Origin of the sequence: Aestuariibacter sp. GS-14, from assembly GCF_006494365.1 — a bacterium.
GTDB classification, from domain to species: Bacteria; Pseudomonadota; Gammaproteobacteria; order Enterobacterales; family Alteromonadaceae; genus Alteromonas; species Alteromonas mangrovi.
In genome coordinates, this window is the sequence record NZ_VHIP01000016.1 from 51,253 (window position 1) to 70,224 (window position 18,972).

An 18,972-nucleotide genomic window follows, 5' to 3' on the forward strand; every position below is an offset into this window, starting at 1 on the left:
CCATGCAAGCATTCAGTGAATTACTCGAAAACCTCTACTACACCACAGCCAGCAATGAGAAACAGCGGTTGCTACTGGCTTACTTAAAGAATACACCCGACCCGGATCGCGGCTGGGCCATTGCTGCGCTGGCCAGCACGCTGCGCTTTGAGTTTTTTAAACGACATACCGTAAAAGAACTCATGTTAAGCCGGGTTGACCCGGATCTGTTTGCGATGAGTTATGACTACGTGGGCGAAGTCAGTGAAACGGTAGCGCACTTATGGCCTGATGCTACCGAGCAAACGGCAGCTTTGCCTACGCTGAACGAACTGGTAACAGCCTTCCAACAGGTGTCTAAACAAAAAGTCAGTGCACTACTTGCCGACTACCTGTCGATTATGACGCCACCGCAACGATGGGCGCTTATCAAATTAGGTACCCGGGGACTGCGCGTCGGTATGTCGGCACGCAGTGTGAAAAAAGTCCTGGCGACTTATGGCAATGTACCTGTTGAAGATATCGAACAACTGTGGCACGCCCTTTCTCCCCCCTACGCTGAATTGTTTGCATGGCTGGACGGCAAACAACCTAAACCCGATATATCCAACGCTGTGACGTTTCACCCGGTGATGCTGTCACACCCGGTGCAAGATGACGATCTTGAGGCTATTAAAGCCCAACCTGACGAATGGCAAATTGAGCACAAATATGACGGTATTCGCGTACAGTTGGTATGCAATGCCAATGGAAAAGCCATATACAGCCGCACCGGTGATGATATCAGTCACGCCTTTCCCGATGTGTTGGAACAACTGCATTTTCATGGCGTGGTAGACGGTGAATTACTGATCATGAAAGACGGTAATATCGATAGCTTTAATGCGTTGCAACAGAGACTCAACCGCAAGAAACCCACCAAGGCATTGCTTGCATCCCACCCAGCAGGCGTCATGCTTTACGACATTTTGAAGTACCAGCAATCAGACGTTACCCGGCATTCCCTCGATGTGAGACGTGAGTACCTGGAAAAGTGGGTAGCCAACAATCAACAACCGGCCTTTCAACTGTCGCCGATTATGGCGATTCACGATGAAGAGCAGCTTGAAGCAGCGTATCGGCAAGCCGCTGACAATCCTTCCGTTGAAGGCTTAATGCTAAAGCGCCTGGCTAGCCCTTACACCGCAGGCAGACCCGTTGGTCAGTGGTTTAAATGGAAACGCGAAGCGCTGTTAGCAGATGCGGTAGTCATGTACGCCCAGCGCGGTCACGGCAAGCGTTCAAGCTTTTACTCCGACTATACGTTTGGCGTGTGGGAAGGCGACAAATTACTGCCGATTGGCAAAGCCTATTCTGGCTTCACAGACGAAGAATTGAAAAAGCTCGACAACTGGATACGGCGACACGCAACCGGGCGATTCGGGCCGGTACGTGAAGTCGAGAAAGCCCTGGTTTTGGAAGTGGCCTTCGACGCAGTGCATCCATCAAGCCGCCACAAATCCGGCGTAGCCCTGCGCTTTCCTCGCGTTCACCGCATCCGCTGGGATAAACCGGCCAGCGAAGCTGATACCCTGGATGCAGTGAAACGGTTGATTCGGTGATGCTGGAATTGGTAGGCGCTACGAACCAAACACAGAAACACAACTTTGAGAAGTTTGATGTAAACCAACACAAAAATGCCTAACGGAAATTTGTCCGCTGCTTGGGCTTGTTAAGCTCACCTCTGACGATACTTTTCGATGATTGTATTGGCCGTTATATTTAGCTGCTCTTGTGCGGTTTCAGATACATAGGGTGTAACAAGGAATATACCTAGTCCTTCTTTGGGATAAATGGATATCCAGGCTGACGTGCCGAAAGTACCACCGCCGTGATAATACTGCCCCTCTGAATCTAATCTAAACGTATTCCAAATATAGGCTCTGCCTAACCCGTCTTCGTCTCCAGCCAGCAAAGTTAGTGCCTTTTCAGCTATCTTATTGTTGCTGTTGAGATAATAACTTAGGTATCTGCCCATATCTGGCACTGTGGATTTTAGGCCTCCCGCTGCATTAAAGTAGTCAGACGCGTCAGGTGTAGGGACACCGTTTTCATGTATCCCACGTCTCCACCTTGCACGTTCACTTTCAGAAAATTGAGCATAAGTCTCGATTTGCCCTGTTAACTTAAAGACATAGCGCTTGAGAAGTTGCTCTATCGGCGCATTGTATAGCGCTTCCAGTACGATACCGATGAGCCGAACGCCTGCGTTTGAATAACGATATCTACTTCCTGGTTTTTCTTGAAGTGTATATCCGTTTAATATGTTGATTAGATTTTCATCATCGTGGGCAATAAAACATGTCAACCTTTCATCTGGTAAGAGGTTAGCCCCGTCACACGATAGATCTGTTGGTAGTCCAGAGATATGTGTCGCTAAATGCCTGACTGTGATTTCTACGCCTTGATATTGTAATGCGTCTTTATTAACCCTTTCGAGGTATCGAGAGATTGGCGCATCAAGTTCTATGAGTTCATCAGATACGGCTTGCGCTAAGATTAATCCAACATGCGTTTTGGTAATAGAACCTATGTCGTACAGGGCATTGTCGGATGGAATTGAACCATCGACAAATTCGCCGTAATGATATGTACTCACGGCGCCTTCTGTTACGAATGCTACGGATACTGCGCTAATCTTAGTGTCAGCAATGAGCTTACCAACTTCTTCATTGATTATTTCAACCTGTTTATCCTGCTCAGTCATATTAGGCGTTGAACATCCCAAAACGAAAACGCAAGCTATGAACATCGTAAAAAGACGCCGTCTTTTACGTTTTTTTAAAATAGTCGAATAACACATCAATCTCTCCTTGAAACCTTTGCTTTTAACCCAGAAGGGAGGTGTTAAGCATGAGGCTTTAATGCTCTCCTACTCCACTTGCCTTGAAGATGTTTTAGTGCAATTGAAACAAGTATTTCCAGTGAATCACATACGCTATCTAAGCAGAATATCTGATTGTGATTTACGCCTAGGGGGTCGTCACACACGTCTTTTGAATAATTGCCTGACTGGCTTGTTCTCCATATTCATCACCCGTGGATTTTGCGACAGCCAGATCGATGCGCGCAGTGTCGCATTGACGCTGCAACGCCAAAGACATGAGGTAGTTCTGATCTTTTTGCTTTTGTGCCAAACCCTTTATTCCATTGTATTCGGTTCGGCTTTCGGGGCTTTTCCCTCGCTCATAAGGCGGTGCAGAATTCGTTGAACAGCCACCTAACAGCAAAATAATAATGCCAGTCAGAACAGTGTATTTGAACAAAACCATCACTCCACGTTGTACCAGATAGTATCACCGTGAGTTTATGGTATTAATTCAGGATTTTAGTGCTGATACGCCGGACTTTTTACCCGTTTGTACACACTTGGGAAGTTTGGGAATACCGAGCCCCCTTATTCTTACTTGTTATATGCCAAGTAAGTCGGGGTTTTCCAGAAAAACCCGCAAGCGCTTTTTCTCTGCGTCACTGAAATGTGTTGCCATGTATTGTTCAATAGCCTGTTGTTGCTCTGCATCAGTCATTTGCTGGTCTTGTTGCAATGCATTGTGCCACTGCTTGTAACTCTTTACCTTTTTCTGCCAGGCCTGACGTTTCTCCGTAGTTGCCTGCAGGCGAGCTGCCACCTCGGCGCCGAACTCTGCCGATGCGGCGTTATACAAAGTTTCGCCTTCATATTGAATGGCTAGTTCACGCAATGCTTTGACTTCCATCGAGTCGGTAAAACCTTGCTTTTGAGACTCGGGCAGCGCAGCCAACTGCTGCTCAATAAGCGCCGCTTTTTGCGCTTCGGAATAATAAGGATCCTGAGATATTCTCAGGCGCTCAAACGCAGCCAGATCAAACGCAACATCTTCGGCGAACAGACATTCATACTCCGGTTCCGAAAAGTAGTCGTAGCGCATCTGTGTTAGCGCGTCCATTCTTGCAGTAATCGCTTCCAGGTCCGGTGTAGCAAGGCCATCTTCTGGTTCGAGGGCCAGCAAAGCCACTTTGTATTCCACGTACCGTGTGAACAAATCCATGTAAGCGGCGAGCTGTTCTCCGTCGTAACCTTGTTGAATTTTGTTTTCCCGATATTCAGCCAGCATAGCGTCTGGTCCGAGACCTTCTCGCGCAAAAATAAAAGCGTCAAACTCGTCCTTTAGCCCCGCATGCAATGTAAACAGGCGCTCGGGGGGAACAGGGTTAATTGAATGGTGAGGTTGCGTGGTGTCATCTGAAACAACCAATTCGGTTGGCTCCAGATTGTTATCCGATGTTGCCCTTTCAACATCGTTTTCGAGTTGTTGTTGCCTTGACGTGGTGGTGAGCTTTAACCCCACCACCAGCACCAAAAGCGCAATCAGTATTACGCTCTTTCGCACGTTACAGGCCCATTGACTTAAGGCGCTGTGCCTGCTCTACAAATACCTGTACCGGATCGGTTTCAAACCAGTGATGAATACCAAAGACCTGATTTACCTCGTCCAGGTGATTCATGCGATAGCGGTCATTAATAACGTACCCTAACTGTGAACTGCAACTGGACACCAAGCCGTCGTTGGTTTCATCAAACGCTAAGCCGGTTAACACCATAAACGAGTCGCTTACATCCAGTGCATTAGTCAGCGTTTTACCACCACTCCATGAAAAATAGTAAACGCCATTCTCGGCCAGCATATCACCGTCATTTGTACAGTAACCGCTTGGCATGCCCTCTGGATAGCGAGCGTTAAACTTTGCAGCGCCTTCTGTGGTAAGTGAGTCCAGTGCGGCTACGCTGTCTGTTGGCAACGCTCGCGGGTCCGATCCCGTGACCAGCTCAATCACACTAGCAAAAGCATTAAATACTGTGGCGGCAACGCCTTCCTGAGGAGAGTCTTCAGTCAAACCTGCCCGAACAATATCCGCCACCTTACTGCCCTGATTCACACCTGCAACCGAGGTGGCTGATGCAACCAGCTCGGGCGCAACACTGGCGACGTATCGGATAGTTGGACCACCATGACTGTGACCAATCAGGTTAACCTTTTCAGCGCCTGAATGTGCTAATACCTCCTGCACATAGGCCAACAACTGCTCGCCTCGTACTTCACTGGAATTGGCAGGTGACACTGTAGCGGTGTATACCTTCGCGCCGTAGCGTGTCAGTTTGTTGGGTACCTTGTAAAAGTAATCAACGCCCAGGGCGTCATCAAATCCAAACAAGCCGTGCACAAGCACAATCGGATATTTGGTTGAGGTATCAGGGGCCGCGTAGGCAGGTACTGCAGCGTTAAACAACCATGCCAAACAAGCGAAATAGAGTGCTTTTTTCATGTGTGTGTCCTGTCTTGTATATTTTCAGTTGTCATTAATATTCTGTCGTTAGGATCTCATCAGAGGTCTAACCATTGTTATTATTTTGTTAACATTCCATTAATTTTTGCAACTTTCAAGTGAAATATTACTTTTGGGACATGCCATTTTTGCTACACGATAGCGGCAAGACTGGTAGTATTTATTGAATTTTCCTTATAAATTAGCGCATTATTCACGAAATATGCGGGTGGCACGGCCCATTAGCCATATCATTCACCATATGAATGCGCATCATGGATAGCAGAAATACATTTGAGATAATAAATACGTCGAGACATCGGTATAAATGATGTCTCTTTATTAGGAATGGGCACCCGGCTTTTGAAACCAGACTGGAAAATTGTGGGTATTTAATTCAAGCTGATGCGCTGGCTCTTGCGCTAACCTGTTGATGCCAACGCTTCAGATTTTCCTGATGCTCGGCCATTCTAATTTTAACTACGCGAGCAAAATCAATCGCACATAGCGCAATAATATCGGCAATAGTGAAGGTATCGCCGGCAATGCAGTCACTCTCACCCAAACGAGCGTCGAGAATATCCAGAAATGCCACTACATCTTTACCCGCTTGCTCTCCAAAAGCAGGCACAGGGGTCATACGATCCTTAAAATAGCCGGTGGTATGCTGAAAGCACTGGGTAACCGGTAACATTAAGCTCTGATCAACACGCCGCTGCCACATGCCAATAATGCCTTTTTCCAGCGGTGTCGTTCCCATTAACGGCGGTTCGGGATGCATGGCTTCTATGTACGTACAAATGGCGTCGGTTTCACTTATGCAGGTGCCATCTGCCAATTCCAAAATGGGTAACTTTCCCATCGGATTCTTAGCCAGCATCTGGGGTGTGCGGTTTTCCCCTTTTTGAATGTCGAGTTGCACATAGTTCGCCGCAATGCCTTTTTCCGCCAGGAACATGCGTACCCTGCGCGGATTCGGCGCCCGGGACGAATCGTAAATGGTGTATGACATAGTTTGACTCCCTGTTATCTGACAGCCTAAGGTCTGTTGATCTGATTTACTATCAGATTAATCATTAAAGTAACGCTTATAAAGCTGGATATAGTTCACTCTCATCGACGGGCACAGTCGCCACCGACCGGAAAACGGATTTAATTTCATGCCGGTCTCGTAAACAGGTTCAAACCTGTCCGACTTCACCCAATCAGCTAATTCTTCAGGTTGGACAAATTTTTTCCAGTCATGGGTGCCAACAGGCAAATAGCGCATTACGTATTCCGCCCCCAAAATTGCAATTAACCAGGACAACCAGGTCCTGTTTAACGTAGCCAGTACTAATGTCCCTTTGGGGTTAACCAACTGGGCGCATTGCTTAATTAATGCGGGTTGATCTGGCACGTGCTCCACTACTTCTGCGTTGATCACAACATCGTATTGATTACCGTCGGCGATTTGCTGATCGCTCAGTTGATGAAGATAACGAATCGTGAGCCCGGATTGCGACGCATGTAACCTGGCAACTTCTATACTCACTGCACTGGCATCAATACCCGTTACCTTGGCACCTTCTTTGGCCAGCGCTTCACTGATAAGCCCCCCACCACAGCCGACATCCAGTACGGTTAAATCTCGCAGACACTGAGGACTTTGTGGATCGCGATTATGACAATACGCCAGATGCCTGACCATATAGGCAGAACGGGTAGCATTAAACGCCAATGCGGTTTTAAACTTGCCGGCAGGGTCCCACCATTCCCTGGCCAATTTATTAAAACGGGCCAACTCCTTAGCCGAAGTATTTTCTTTAATTGGTTGACTTAGCTGACTTTTGTCTAACATCCGACAATTCCAAAGACGCCATTTTATGGGCATGAAGTATAGTACAGCCTGAGTCTGATGATGAAGATTTGTGTAAAGCAGACTGTATTTATGCTCATCTCAATTAATTGATCGACGGTGATTAAGCGTTGCCTGTTGTTACCCTCGCCGAATCAAATGTGATCACTTTGAAAGAGATGCCAGCAATAATTTTATACTAAAGTTGAAATTTAATGATTTGCACACTACGTTTTGTTTTAGTGATTTGCGAAAGGAACACACCAATGAACCTGCAATTTATCGATTTGCACACTGAGCCACATCGTTCATTGATTGTGGTCGCAAAGAAAACAGGCATGCAGCTTACGTATCTGGTTATATCCTTGGCATGCTGTGTTTTGGCAGGGCATCTTCTGGATATTGAGTATTTATATCGTCCGGTTCAGGATGGTCCGTCTACGCATCCGCTCACCGCATTATTATTCCTGCTGCTGGCGATGGCCTTGCTCTTTCAGTTTACGCACCGGTCTGTTTCCTTAGGCTTGCAATTTATTGTCGCTTCAATATTGGCATCACTATTCATGGTTAATGCAACATCGCCTGATCAGCCATTTCTGTCTTTGTCATCGTCTAAACACCTGGCAGACATTTTTAATCTTCAGCCCTCTAACCGTTTGTCGGGCAATAGTTTCGTTGTGATAGGTTGTATGCTGTTTTCAATATGGGCCCGCAAGCGCAGACATCACATACTTTGCCAGGCCCTCGCATTAATGTCGCTATGCATCGCTACCACGGCTCTAATAGGTTATGCCTATCACACTCCGGCTCTTTATCAGGATATGTCATTGTTTACGGTAACCCTTAGCTTTTTCCTTGCCGCTTCGGTGCTGGGGATTTCAGCAAACAGAGGAACAGTTCGCGCGGCACTCTCCCCTCATCTGGGAGGTCAGATAGTCCGGATACAATGTATTGTGGGTGGGGTATTCTTCTTTGGTACCGGCTACCTGGTGTTTCGCTCTTTAGCCAATGCGCAGGTGAGCAGTTTATTCGGAAGCTATATGATCGCTGCTTGTTGGTTCCTGTTCGTGGTGCTTATGACCGGGGCGAGTGTATTTGAGCAAACCGACCGTACTCGGCGCAAATTGGAAAAGAAACTACGAGCGGTGGCGCTCTACGATGAACTCACCCAATTATTGAATCGTCGGGGATTTAAACAGATCATTGACCAACAACTTGCACATCAACGCAGAGTCGGTGGTGGAATGGGTCTAATGCTGGTAGACATTGATCATTTTAAGCAGGTAAATGACCGCTATGGCCATGACATAGGAGATAAGGTTATTCAGCACGTGGCCTGGCATCTTCGCCGACTGGTAAGGGATACCGATTCAGTATGCCGCTATGGCGGTGAGGAATTTGCCATATTGCTGCCGCATACGGATCCCGAAGGTGTAATCATTGCCGCCAACACTCTTCAACATGCCATTGAAGCACTCAGCATGCCGCTATTTAACGACTCGCATTCGGAAACTCTGTCAGTAACAGTATCGATAGGTTGCTCTAATGTGGTGAATGGGTTAACTGAGAAAGCCTTCAAACGCGCTGATGAAGCGTTATACGAATCTAAACGCGCAGGCAGAAACTGTGTCTCCGGGCGATTCGAAGCGCCACATTCCGATTATTCCAAATCCAGGAAGGCACACCGGAGCCGTCATTTTTTCCGTACCGCCAAACAACAAAGTTAATTCGTTACGATTGTTTGGCAGCCCAGTTTGCCAATGCAGCCTGAGCATTGGCATCGATAGCGGCCTTGTTCTGGCTTACCCAGTATTTTTCCATCACGCGTACATTGGCTTGATTTGCCTTGTAAAAGAAGTCGGCTATGTCACCTACCACAGGTATAAAACCTAAGCCAAAATCGAGCAGTGCATTGCGCAACATCACTTTTACCAACCCGGTTGGCAACCCCATTTGCTTACCCAGATAAACAATACGCAACGCAGCGATAAGCATAATTGCATCCCCTACTCCGGGGATTAAACCAATAATGGCATCAAATCCAATCCGAAAAGGCACAAATGGGAGCTTAAACGCAGTGTCTAACCGGTTAGCCAGCTTTTGTGCTTTCAGCAACTCAGTAGGCGCAGTAACTCCCGTTGTGTTGTTCATTGTTTGCTTCCTAGCTCCCTCGCCAGCTGTTCACGCTGTGCATTGTTACCTGAAACCTGCCAGCCATGCAGGTTTTCTTTTACCAGTTCAAACAACATATTTATATGTGCTGAATCGCTGTTAAGTGCGGGAATATATTCATAACGCTCTCCGCCAGCTTCCATAAAGTACTCGCGATTTTCTTCGCCAATTTCCTCAATCGTTTCCAGACAATCGGCAGAAAAGCCTGGGCATACCACCTGCACTGACTTCACGCCCTCTGACGGCAAACCCTTAAGGGTTTCATCGGTATAGGGTTTCAACCACTCTTCGCGGCCAAAACGCGATTGGAAGGTAGTCATATACTCGGACTTTGTTAATCCAAGTGCCTCAGCGATTAGACGTGACGTTTTGTGACACTCACAGTGATACGGATCGCCATTGTCCAGATACCGCTTCGGAACACCGTGATAAGATAAAATCAACTTATCTGCCCGTCCGTGTTGCTGCCAATGTTGCTGAATCTTATTCGCCACCGCCTGAATGTAGCCAGGACGATCGTGGTAATGGCTGATAAAACGAAAATCCGGTAGCCAGCGACGTTTAACAAAATCATGCGCTACTGCATCAAACGTTGACGCAACTGTAGAGGCACTGTACTGAGGATAAAGAGGCAGTACCAGTAACTTGCGAACCCCCGCATTCAGCATGCGATCAATAGTATTGCTAACGGAAGGCTCACCGTAACGCATGGCATACTCCACCACCACGCTGTCACCGAATGCTTTTCGACATTCCTCTGCCAGGGCCGTGGCCTGTGCTTTGGTATGCACCATTAATGGTGAGCCGTGTTCAGACCACACCGAGGCATAGGCTTCTGCGGAACGCTTTGGACGCACATTCAAAATAATACCGTTTAAGATAAACCACCATATCAGGCGGGGAACTTCCACCACCCGGGGGTCAGACAAAAACTCCTTAAGATAGGGCTTAAGCGCGGCTTTAGTAGGCGCCTGAGGCGTACCTAAATTGGTAATTAACACACCAATTTTATCTGACTGACCATGGGTAAATCCGGTATTTCCAGTGAATTTCATTTAGTTACTATTCCGCGTTTATAACTTGCTATGTGTGCATACTACGAAAAGTACGCCCAAACAGACTACTACGGCTGATAATAAGTCGCGGCACCCGGACCAACCGGCATCCCCAACACAAATACCCAGATGAAAAACAACAGGGTCCAGCCAATCATAAATACCATACTGTAAGGCAGCATCATGGCGATTAATGTGCCCATACCTACATCCCGCTTATATTTAGCTGCCATAGCCATAATTAAACCAAAATAACTCATCATTGGTGAAATTACGTTGGTAACCGAGTCACCAATCCGGTAAGCAGCCTGAATGACCTCAGGCGCATACCCAACCAACATGAGCATGGGCACAAAGATAGGCGCAGTCACTGCCCATTGAGCTGAAGCGCTACCCAGTGATAAGTTTACTATCCCGCACATTAAAATAAACAGCACGAACACTTCGGGGCCATCGAGCCCTAACTTCTGTAACAGTGCCGCACCTTCTACTGCCATTACCGTGCCCAGATTGGTCCAGTTGAAGAACGCGACAAACTGCGCGGCAAAGAATACCAAGGTGATATATAACCCCATAGATCCCATGCTTTTAGACATCGCATTAATGATGTCGCGATCGTTTTTCATGGTACCGGCAAGGCGTCCGTAAACAAAACCAGGTATTGCAAAACTGATAAAGATAAACGCCACAATGCCTTTCAGGAAGGGCGAGCCAGCCACCTCTCCGGTGTTGGGGTGTCGCAATATGCCATTGTCAGGTATCACCGTTAGCGCCAGTACAGCACAAACACTGAAAAACGCCACACCCGCCCATTTGAGGGCACGGATTTCAACGTCTGAGGGCGCTTCCATTTTTTGCTTGTCCAGCGCAACAGACGCCTCGTTGCTGTCGTACTGGCCTAATCGGGGCTCTACCACCTTCTCAGTAACAAGCGTACCCATCGCTGCAATTAAAAAGGTACTAATAAACATGAAATACCAGTTTACTTCAGGGCCGACAACATAATCCGGATCGATCATGCGGGCAGCCGCTTCAGTAATCCCCGACAACAGCGGGTCCACCGTTCCCAGTAACAAATTAGCACTGTAGCCCGCCGAGACACCGGCAAATGCCGCAGCCAGTCCGGCCAGTGGATGACGCCCCAGCGCATGAAAGATCATGGCTGCAAGGGGAATGAGTACCACATAGCCCAATTCTGATGCGGTATTGGAGATGATGCCGGCAAACACAATGGCAAAGGTTACCATGCGTTTGGATGCATTCATTACCAGTGCGCGCATGGCGGTAGACAGCAATCCGGAATGTTCAGCTACCGATACCCCCAACAGGGCAACCAGTACCGTGCCTAACGGCGCAAACCCAGTAAAATTGGTGACCAAGCCAGTAACAATGCGTTGTAAGCCTTCGGCGCTCAATAGTGAAATCACAGGAATCATGCCATCCGGTGAACGGCCTTTAGCCCCTTCCGGTCGTGGATCAACGACTGAAACCTCAAAATAACCCAAAATACCGCTGAGAATAACAATCCCCAGTGCGAGCAATGCAAATAGCGTAACCGGATGCGGCAGAAGGTTTCCAAGCCACTCTACAGTGGTGAGAAACCGTGAAAAGAGGCCTTTTTGCGGCGTCGATTCTGTCGGTTTAGTGATGTTTTCTACACTCAAAACATATCCTCTGTCGTTTATTATTATGATGTTGCTTTTATGTCCTGGCGGATAGTGATTATTACCAGGCTATTTTTAACGCGAAGTTTACCTCATTTCGCGGTATTTGGGCAGCGAATCAGCAGTATTTGCGGCAGTTAGCGGTATGTTAAAGAACGTGACAACCGGTATTGGTATAGTAGAAAGCTTATCGCTATGTTTCTATTAAGCCTAACGAAAAAAGCCGATGCAGTGCATCGGCTTTTTGTATTTGCATTAGTATGCGTTGCGGTTATTTGCCGCCTGTACGTGACTTCATATAACGGAAGAAATCACTGTCAGGTTCTACCACTAACACATCGTCCTTGCTGTTAAAGCTTGCCCGGTAAGCATCCATACTACGCAGGAAACCATAGAACTCAGGGTTTTTAGAGTAAACTTCAGCATAGATTTGCGCTGCGGTTGCATCGCCTTCACCGCGCAACTGACGGGCATTACGCTCGGCATCAGCCAACATAACCGTTACTTTTGCTTCGATGTTAGCCTTAATTACTTCAGCCTGTTCCTGACCTTGAGAGCGATGCTCACGCGCCACACCGGCTCGCTCAGCACGCATACGCTGGAAAATAGAGTTACTGACTTCGGTAGGCAGGTTAATTTGCTTAACGCGAACGTCAACAATTTCAATACCCAGCTCGTCAGAAGAGGTTGCAGTTTGTTCCATAGCGCGTTCCATTAGCTCGGTACGCTCACCAGACACAATTTGCGAAATAGTACGGCTACCAAACTCTGTTCTTAAACCGTTGTTTACTTTCTGCTTTAACAACGCCTCAGCCTGCAGTTTATTGCCACCATTAGTAGACAGATAATAACGGGCAAAGTCCTTAATACGCCATTTCACGTATGAGTTAACAATAAGGTCTTTTTTCTCAGAGGTAACAAAGCGATCCGGTGCACCGTCCAGCGTTTGAATACGTGCATCCAGTGAACGCACGGTGTCAATGAATGGCAATTTAAAGTGCAAACCCGGTTCAAATACCTTAGTTTGCCCAGTTGCGGTATCACGCTGCACTTTACCAAACTGAATTACAATGGCACGCTCACCTTCTTTCACCACAAACAGTGAACCTGAGCCTAATACAACAAGCGTAATTAATAACGCGATAAATAAATTTTTCATTAGTCGTTATCTCCCACCACGCCCGCTGTCACTGCGCAAGCCAGACGAAGTCGTCGGTTGCGTTACGCGAGAGCCACTGTTACTTGCGCTATTCACGTTCTGGAGACCTTCAAGAGTATTGCGCATACGATTTATAGTTGCGCTACCTGAGTTCTGGCCTTCCATGATTTTGTCCAATGGCAGGTACATAATGTTGTTCCCACCTTCGCCACTGTCGACCATGATTTTGCTGGTGTTAGAGAAAACCTGTTCCATTGTTTCTAGATAAATACGCTGACGGGTAACTTCAGGCGCTTTTTCAAACTGGGGCAGTAACTCGCTGAATCGGGCCACTTCACCCTGGGCTTCCAGGATTACACGTTCTTTATAAGCCTGAGCTTCTTCGTTCATACGATTAACCTGACCACGAGCACGTGGCTCGATTTCCCGGGCATATGCTTCGGCTTCACGAATAAAGCGCTGCTCATCTTCCTGTGCAGAAATAGCGTCATCGAACGCATCTTTTACTTCTTCAGGTGGGCGGGCATCCTTAAAGTTCATATCGATAATAGCAACGCCAACATTGTAGGGAGCAAGAATGGCTTCCAATTCTTCCCACACGCGCTGACGAGTTACTTCGCGGCCATCAGTTAGCACATCATCCATGGCTGAATGTCCAACCACGTAACGAATAGCACTGTCTAACGCCTGACTTAAACTCATTTCAGGATTGGTAACGGCAAACGTCCAACGGTACGGGTCAACTACCCGATACTGTACTTCCATTTGCACGCTAACTACGTTTTCGTCTTCAGTAAGCATGGAACCTGAAGACGACTCATAGCGAATTGACTGCACATCAACCGGAATGACTGAGTCGATAAAGGTTGGCTTCCAGCGCAAGCCAGGCTCAACCTGCGAATGGTACTGTCCAAAACGCAACACCACACCCAGTTCAGCTTCTCGAATGGTGTAGAAACCACTGACTACGTAAACCACGATCAGCAAAGCAGAAATCAGCGCAGCACCTACACCACCCAGCTTTTTACCTGAGCCGTTACCGTCGCCGCCGCCAACTTTGCCGAGCTTGCCAAACAGATTTTTAAACACGTCATCCAGATCGGGCGGCCCTTGGTCACGGCCACCGCGATTCTTCCACGGGTCGTTATTTTTACCACCCGGCTCATTCCAAGCCATGCTAATACTCCGTAAAAAAAGATTATTATTTAATACTGAATTTTATTCGTTTTAGATTGCAATCCTGGAAGGCCTTGCACGAAGTTATTCATGATTACGTACTTTAACTTGCCATTATAGGTGCAAATGCCCCTATGCTGTATTAATGCTTTACAACAAACTGTGACAAACTGTTTTCGAGTCGCTTTTCCAAGCGATTCCAATCTGCCGCAGGCATGCGCACATCAACTACCCAATCACCCTGTTCATCGTAGGATTGCTGCGAAATACAGTCCAGTTCATATAGAACGCCCCGCAGACGACTTTGCGCCGGCGGGATTTTAAGCGTGTAATTTACCATGCTTTGCGCTAAACAATCAGTGAGGGCAGATAGCAGAAGATCAACCCCAACCCCCGTTTTAGCCGACAACCATACCCGGATAGGCATGCCGTCTTCGTCGCGGTCTATCTTTGGTTCAATTTCTTCGAGTTGATCGATTTTATTGCACACAATCAACTGAGGAATATCACTGGCTTCGATTTCATCCAGTACCGCATTTACCTCATCCATTGTTTCCAGATAATTGGCAGCAGAGTAATCCACAACATGCAGAAGTAAATCCGCTTCCTGCGTTTCTTGCAGTGTGGCCTTAAACGCAGCAACCAAATCGTGCGGCAAATGTCGGATAAACCCTACCGTATCGGCCAGAATAACAGGACCAAGTTCTTTCAGTTCCACTTTGCGCAGGGTTGGATCCAACGTGGCAAACAACTGATCTGCTGCATAAACGTCAGCATTGGTAATACGATTGAAGAGTGTGGATTTGCCGGCGTTGGTATACCCCACCAGCGATAACGTTGGGATTTCGGCCCGCTTTCGGGAACGACGCCCTTGTTCGCGCTGCTTGGCTACTTTTTCCAATCGGCGAATGATGGTTTTTATCCGCTCACGAAGTAATCTTCGGTCGGTTTCTAACTGTGTTTCACCCGGCCCGCGCAATCCTATACCCCCCTTTTGACGCTCAAGGTGTGTCCAGCCTCGAATCAATCGGGTAGAAATATGGCGCAACTGTGCAAGCTCAACCTGAAGTTTACCTTCGTGAGTTCTTGCTCGCTGGGCAAAAATATCCAGAATAAGTCCAGTGCGGTCGATAACCCGGCACTTACAAATAGCTTCCAGGTTACGCTCCTGGGAAGGCGTAAGTGCGTGATTAAAAATCACTACATTCGCCTCATGAGCCTTAACCGCGGCCGCAATCTCTTCCGCTTTTCCCGAACCAACGAAAAACTTGGATTTTGGCGAACTACGTGACGTAGTTATTACATCAACAGCATTGACACCCGCCGACGATACAAGAAGTTCCAGCTCAGCTAAGTCTTCTCGACTGTCTTCGTCGGCAAAATAGACATGAACAAGTATAGCCAGTTCACCGGCTTCATAACGGTCAAACAAGCGAGTTACCTATGTAATTACTCACCCTTGCTCTCAGCGTCCCCTTGAGTGCTTGGCATTGTGATGGCGCGAGAAGGCACTACTGTGGAGATCGCGTGCTTATACACCATTTGGCTTACTGTATTTTTTAACAGGATAACAAACTGGTCAAATGACTCTACCTGCCCTTGGAGTTTGATACCGTTAACAAGATAAATGGAAACGGGTATACGCTCCTTGCGTAATGCGTTTAAAAATGGGTCTTGTAATGATTGCCCTTTAGCCATTTCAAATCCTTAATTTTTATTATTAAACTGACAAATTTATTAATTTGTCCCAGCGCTTTTGCTTTATATCACACTTCCTTTATTTAAAGTGTGACTTTTGCAGTAATTTTAGTCAAATTATCTTTAGCAAATGTGTCGAGCCACGTTAAGTCCGACCAGCCACGTAACCAGGTTAATTGCCGCTTTGCCAACTGCCTTGTAGCAATAATACCTTTATCACGCATGTCTGCATAGCTTAGCTCACCATTGAGGTATTGCCACACTTGCCTGTATCCCACCGACCGAATCGATGGCATATCTTCGTTCAGGTCGCCGCGTTGTTGCAATTTCTCAACTTCGGCCACCAATCCTTGCTCCAGCATTATGTCAAAACGCTGGGCTATACGATCATGTAACACAGCACGGTCCTGAGGTGCAATGGCAAATTGTTCTATGTTATACGGACAACGATGAGTTGCCTGCTGCTGCCAGTGCGTTAGCGTTTTGCCACTACTGCGATACACCTCTAGTGCCCGGGTGAGTCGTTGGGGATCATTCGGGTGAATACGGGCAGCCGCAACAGGATCGATCACTGCTAATTCATCGTGCAAAATTTGCCAGCCTTTTTGCTCGGCTTCACGGGCAATATCATCACGAATGTTTGTGTCCGACTTAGGTAAGGGCGAAATTCCATTTATCAAGGCGTTAAAGTACATAATTGTACCACCGGCCAAAATGGGCAGATTTCCCCTGCTCTGTATTTCGCCAATCAGGCGCGTCGCGTCTTTTACAAACTCCGCAACCGAGTACGCTTCATTGGGCTCAATGATATCAATCAACCAGTGAGGCGCGATCGCCATTTCTTCTGCTGTAGGCTTGGCCGTACCGATGTCCATATGACGATACACCAGTGCGGAGTCTACGCTGATAATCTCAGAGGGGATGTGTTTCGCTATTTCCAGGGCAAGGCCGGTCTTACCAGACGCCGTTGGCCCCATAATGGCCACTACCGGGCCTGTCTGACTGGTCATCGTCTTATTCTTTTTTCATCCACTGCACGAGGGCTTGCTGCGATTTTTTGACACCACACTCGTTAAGTATGGTCCATTGTGAAGAAAGCGCCAGTTGGTCGAACCAGCGCCACAAGGTGTCCTGTTGAAATGCCTGGTCAGACAGTGCCTTGGCAAGCATAGCCTGAAGTGTTGCTAAATTGTCTGGCTGTGACTCGCAGATTGCCGGGAACAGTGCCGCCCAGGGCAAATGGCGAAGCGGAGCAGGCACTTTTAACAACCGGGTTTTCCCTGCCACACTATGCAATTCAAATGCGTTTGCAGCAAAAACCTCCACTGCACCAGGCTCAACAACGCGATTTACACTCACTGGCATCAATAGGGGCTGTGCAACTAATTCGCCCTCAAAAACAGCACTAAGCCAGGCCCGATAGAGTTTATCTGCAGTCAACAACCAACAATGCTCGTCTCTGGTATACAGCCGGCTAGCCTCGCCTACTGGCACATAGTGCAGGTTGTTGCTAGCCTCCAGGTCTGTTCGCCCGGCGTTTAACGCCTCTTGCGAAGGCGTCATGAGCTGCTGATAATGTTGCTGATAGCCAGCCGACACGCTGTTTGTGCCAGCCTGATAGGGCCTCCCCCCCGTATTGCGCGCTACAAATGTGCCGCCTGATACTTGTTGAGATGGGGATTGGTGTCGGGGTTGGGGTTGGGTCAATCTTTCAACGGGGTATTCCTGATGGGGAAATGCCGTCGGCAGGTGTGATTGCCCAGTTACATTAGGTTCGCGGGCATTGCCTTGCGCGATGGTCGATAACGGACGTATATAGTCGTGCCCCGTTTCATTGCTATCCGCAGGTTTAAGCAACATATCCGCACCTTCACTCAGCGCATCACAAACTGCTTTGCAAATAAAGTCGTGAACTAATCGACCTTGTTGAAAGCGTACTTCGTGTTTAGCAGGGTGCACGTTCACATCGACTTCGCGCGGATCGATAGTCAGGTATACAACAAACGAAGGCTGCTCGGCACTACCCAGTACAGAATCGTATGCCTGCCGAAGGGAATGTAAAATCAGCTTGTCGCGCATGCCTCGACCATTGACAAAACTATACTGGCAATCGTTACTGCTTCTGAGCTGGCGCGCATCGCCCAACCAGGCTTCAAGTGTAATAGAAGCGTATTCACATTGCGTGTGAATGGCCTGCTGAATAAACTTCTGACCACACACTTGCGCAACGCGAACGCTCCGGTCTTGGGTACCAGCAAACCGCTTGGTCACGTTACCGTTATGCCGGAGAATAAAAGTTACTTCCGGTCGGCTAAGCGCAATCCGTTTGATAACCTCTTCAATGTGCTGGTATTCAGTCTTTTCTGTTCGTAGAAACTTTCGGCGGGCGGGCGTATTGTAAAAAATGTCCATCACATCAATAGTGGTGCCATCCGGATGCGCGGCAGGTTGTATTTGTACCGCCATATCGCGACCTTCGCAGCAGGCTTGCCAAGCCTGTTCCTGCCCGGCTGGCTTGGACGTTAGCGTAAGACGACTTACCGCTGAAATACTGGCCAAGGCTTCTCCACGAAACCCTAAAGACAGAATTTGCTCCAAATCATCCAGCGTGGCAATTTTACTGGTGGCATGGCGGGATAACGCCAGTTCCAGTTCGTGTTTTGCTATACCACTACCGTTATCACGCAGTTTTATCCGCTTGTGGCCACCTTTCTCGATATCCAGCTCAATGCGGCTCGCACCCGCATCAAGACTATTCTCAACCAGCTCCTTTACCACAGATGCAGGGCGTTCAACCACTTCTCCGGCAGCAATCTGGTTGGCAAGTCTTGGGGGCAACAGCTGAATAGGCAAAGGCGTTCCTGTTTATCGCGTTATAAAAAGTAGGTG

The 18,972-nt window shown here is 47.8% G+C and carries 17 protein-coding genes; 2 read left to right on the plus strand and 15 right to left on the minus strand.

The features are described 5' to 3' along the window. The first annotated feature begins 2 nt into the window (after positions 1-2). Entirely contained in the window at positions 3-1,580 is a 1,578-nt protein-coding gene (locus FJ444_RS18680) for a cisplatin damage response ATP-dependent DNA ligase (protein WP_140960966.1), read from the plus strand. 116 nt (positions 1,581-1,696) lie between these two features. Here the strand turns inward: FJ444_RS18680 and FJ444_RS18685 are convergent, their stop codons facing one another. From FJ444_RS18685 to ubiG, 6 genes are all read right to left on the minus strand, one after another. Next, positions 1,697-2,725: a serine hydrolase gene (locus FJ444_RS18685; RefSeq protein ID WP_181405230.1), complete on the minus strand. Its 1,029-nt coding sequence runs from the start codon at positions 2,723-2,725 to the stop codon at positions 1,697-1,699. 265 nt (positions 2,726-2,990) lie between these two features. Continuing rightward, complete coding sequence (locus FJ444_RS18690) at positions 2,991-3,284, minus strand: hypothetical protein (RefSeq protein WP_140960972.1); 294 nt, start codon at positions 3,282-3,284, stop codon at positions 2,991-2,993. A gap of 144 nt (positions 3,285-3,428) precedes the next feature. Then, positions 3,429-4,388 (minus strand): lipase secretion chaperone, encoded by a 960-nt coding sequence (locus tag FJ444_RS18695; protein WP_140960974.1) that lies wholly within the window; start codon positions 4,386-4,388, stop codon positions 3,429-3,431. 1 nt (position 4,389) lies between these two features. Next, positions 4,390-5,322 carry a triacylglycerol lipase gene (locus FJ444_RS18700; protein ID WP_140960977.1) on the minus strand — a complete coding sequence of 311 codons (933 nt, stop codon included), beginning with the start codon at positions 5,320-5,322 and terminating at the stop codon, positions 4,390-4,392. A 397-nt stretch (positions 5,323-5,719) separates the two neighbouring features. Continuing rightward, positions 5,720-6,334 carry a glutathione S-transferase family protein gene (locus tag FJ444_RS18705; protein ID WP_140960980.1) on the minus strand — a complete coding sequence of 205 codons (615 nt, stop codon included), beginning with the start codon at positions 6,332-6,334 and terminating at the stop codon, positions 5,720-5,722. Positions 6,335-6,391: 57 nt separating this feature from the next. After that, the gene (gene ubiG / locus FJ444_RS18710; protein WP_140960983.1) at positions 6,392-7,162 is read right to left on the minus strand and encodes a bifunctional 2-polyprenyl-6-hydroxyphenol methylase/3-demethylubiquinol 3-O-methyltransferase UbiG; all 771 of its coding nucleotides are present in this window, start codon (positions 7,160-7,162) and stop codon (positions 6,392-6,394) included. Positions 7,163-7,425: 263 nt separating this feature from the next. Here ubiG and FJ444_RS18715 point away from each other — a divergent pair, with 263 nt between their 5' ends. After that, positions 7,426-8,886 carry a GGDEF domain-containing protein gene (locus FJ444_RS18715; RefSeq protein WP_181405231.1) on the plus strand — a complete coding sequence of 487 codons (1,461 nt, stop codon included), beginning with the start codon at positions 7,426-7,428 and terminating at the stop codon, positions 8,884-8,886. A gap of 4 nt (positions 8,887-8,890) precedes the next feature. Here the strand turns inward: FJ444_RS18715 and FJ444_RS18720 are convergent, their stop codons facing one another. The 9 genes from FJ444_RS18720 to mutL all read right to left on the minus strand — a co-directional run bounded on the left by FJ444_RS18720 (position 8,891) and on the right by mutL (position 18,936). Then, a complete protein-coding gene (locus FJ444_RS18720) occupies positions 8,891-9,310 on the minus strand; it encodes a DUF4112 domain-containing protein (protein ID WP_140960987.1) in 420 nt (139 codons plus the stop codon). Beyond that, entirely contained in the window at positions 9,307-10,386 is a 1,080-nt protein-coding gene (gene hemH / locus FJ444_RS18725) for a ferrochelatase (RefSeq protein ID WP_140960990.1), read from the minus strand. Before hemH ends, FJ444_RS18720 begins: the two co-directional genes overlap by 4 nt. Positions 10,387-10,454: 68 nt before the next feature. Then, on the minus strand, positions 10,455-12,050 hold the full coding sequence (locus FJ444_RS18730) for an AbgT family transporter (RefSeq protein WP_140960993.1): 1,596 nt from the start codon (positions 12,048-12,050) through the stop codon (positions 10,455-10,457). A gap of 271 nt (positions 12,051-12,321) precedes the next feature. Beyond that, the gene (gene hflC / locus FJ444_RS18735; RefSeq protein ID WP_140960995.1) at positions 12,322-13,209 is read right to left on the minus strand and encodes a protease modulator HflC; all 888 of its coding nucleotides are present in this window, start codon (positions 13,207-13,209) and stop codon (positions 12,322-12,324) included. 6 nt (positions 13,210-13,215) lie between these two features. After that, positions 13,216-14,385, minus strand: coding sequence for an FtsH protease activity modulator HflK (gene hflK / locus FJ444_RS18740; protein ID WP_140960998.1), 1,170 nt, complete (start codon positions 14,383-14,385; stop codon positions 13,216-13,218). Positions 14,386-14,527: 142 nt separating this feature from the next. Beyond that, a complete protein-coding gene (hflX, locus tag FJ444_RS18745) occupies positions 14,528-15,817 on the minus strand; it encodes a ribosome rescue GTPase HflX (protein WP_140961001.1) in 1,290 nt (429 codons plus the stop codon). Between the two features lie 17 nt (positions 15,818-15,834). Next, positions 15,835-16,083 carry an RNA chaperone Hfq gene (gene hfq / locus FJ444_RS18750; protein ID WP_140961004.1) on the minus strand — a complete coding sequence of 83 codons (249 nt, stop codon included), beginning with the start codon at positions 16,081-16,083 and terminating at the stop codon, positions 15,835-15,837. Positions 16,084-16,166: 83 nt separating this feature from the next. Further along, positions 16,167-17,093 carry a tRNA (adenosine(37)-N6)-dimethylallyltransferase MiaA gene (miaA, locus tag FJ444_RS18755; protein WP_140961007.1) on the minus strand — a complete coding sequence of 309 codons (927 nt, stop codon included), beginning with the start codon at positions 17,091-17,093 and terminating at the stop codon, positions 16,167-16,169. Positions 17,094-17,097: 4 nt separating this feature from the next. Next, a complete protein-coding gene (gene mutL, locus FJ444_RS18760) occupies positions 17,098-18,936 on the minus strand; it encodes a DNA mismatch repair endonuclease MutL (protein WP_140961009.1) in 1,839 nt (612 codons plus the stop codon). Positions 18,937-18,972 lie beyond the last annotated feature (36 nt).

What these genes read in the sequence shown, in the direction of transcription:
- FJ444_RS18680 (WP_140960966.1), top strand. Translation starts at nt 3, where the DNA reads ATGCAAGCATTCAGTGAATTACTCGAAAACCTCTACTACACCACAGCC.
- FJ444_RS18685 (WP_181405230.1), bottom strand. Translation starts at nt 2,725, where the DNA reads ATGACTGAGCAGGATAAACAGGTTGAAATAATCAATGAAGAAGTTGGT.
- FJ444_RS18700 (WP_140960977.1), bottom strand. Translation starts at nt 5,322, where the DNA reads ATGAAAAAAGCACTCTATTTCGCTTGTTTGGCATGGTTGTTTAACGCT.
- FJ444_RS18705 (WP_140960980.1), bottom strand. Translation starts at nt 6,334, where the DNA reads ATGTCATACACCATTTACGATTCGTCCCGGGCGCCGAATCCGCGCAGG.
- ubiG (WP_140960983.1), bottom strand. Translation starts at nt 7,162, where the DNA reads ATGTTAGACAAAAGTCAGCTAAGTCAACCAATTAAAGAAAATACTTCG.
- FJ444_RS18715 (WP_181405231.1), top strand. Translation starts at nt 7,426, where the DNA reads ATGAACCTGCAATTTATCGATTTGCACACTGAGCCACATCGTTCATTG.
- FJ444_RS18720 (WP_140960987.1), bottom strand. Translation starts at nt 9,310, where the DNA reads ATGAACAACACAACGGGAGTTACTGCGCCTACTGAGTTGCTGAAAGCA.
- hemH (WP_140960990.1), bottom strand. Translation starts at nt 10,386, where the DNA reads ATGAAATTCACTGGAAATACCGGATTTACCCATGGTCAGTCAGATAAA.
- hflC (WP_140960995.1), bottom strand. Translation starts at nt 13,209, where the DNA reads ATGAAAAATTTATTTATCGCGTTATTAATTACGCTTGTTGTATTAGGC.
- hflK (WP_140960998.1), bottom strand. Translation starts at nt 14,385, where the DNA reads ATGGCTTGGAATGAGCCGGGTGGTAAAAATAACGACCCGTGGAAGAAT.
- hfq (WP_140961004.1), bottom strand. Translation starts at nt 16,083, where the DNA reads ATGGCTAAAGGGCAATCATTACAAGACCCATTTTTAAACGCATTACGC.
- miaA (WP_140961007.1), bottom strand. Translation starts at nt 17,093, where the DNA reads ATGACCAGTCAGACAGGCCCGGTAGTGGCCATTATGGGGCCAACGGCG.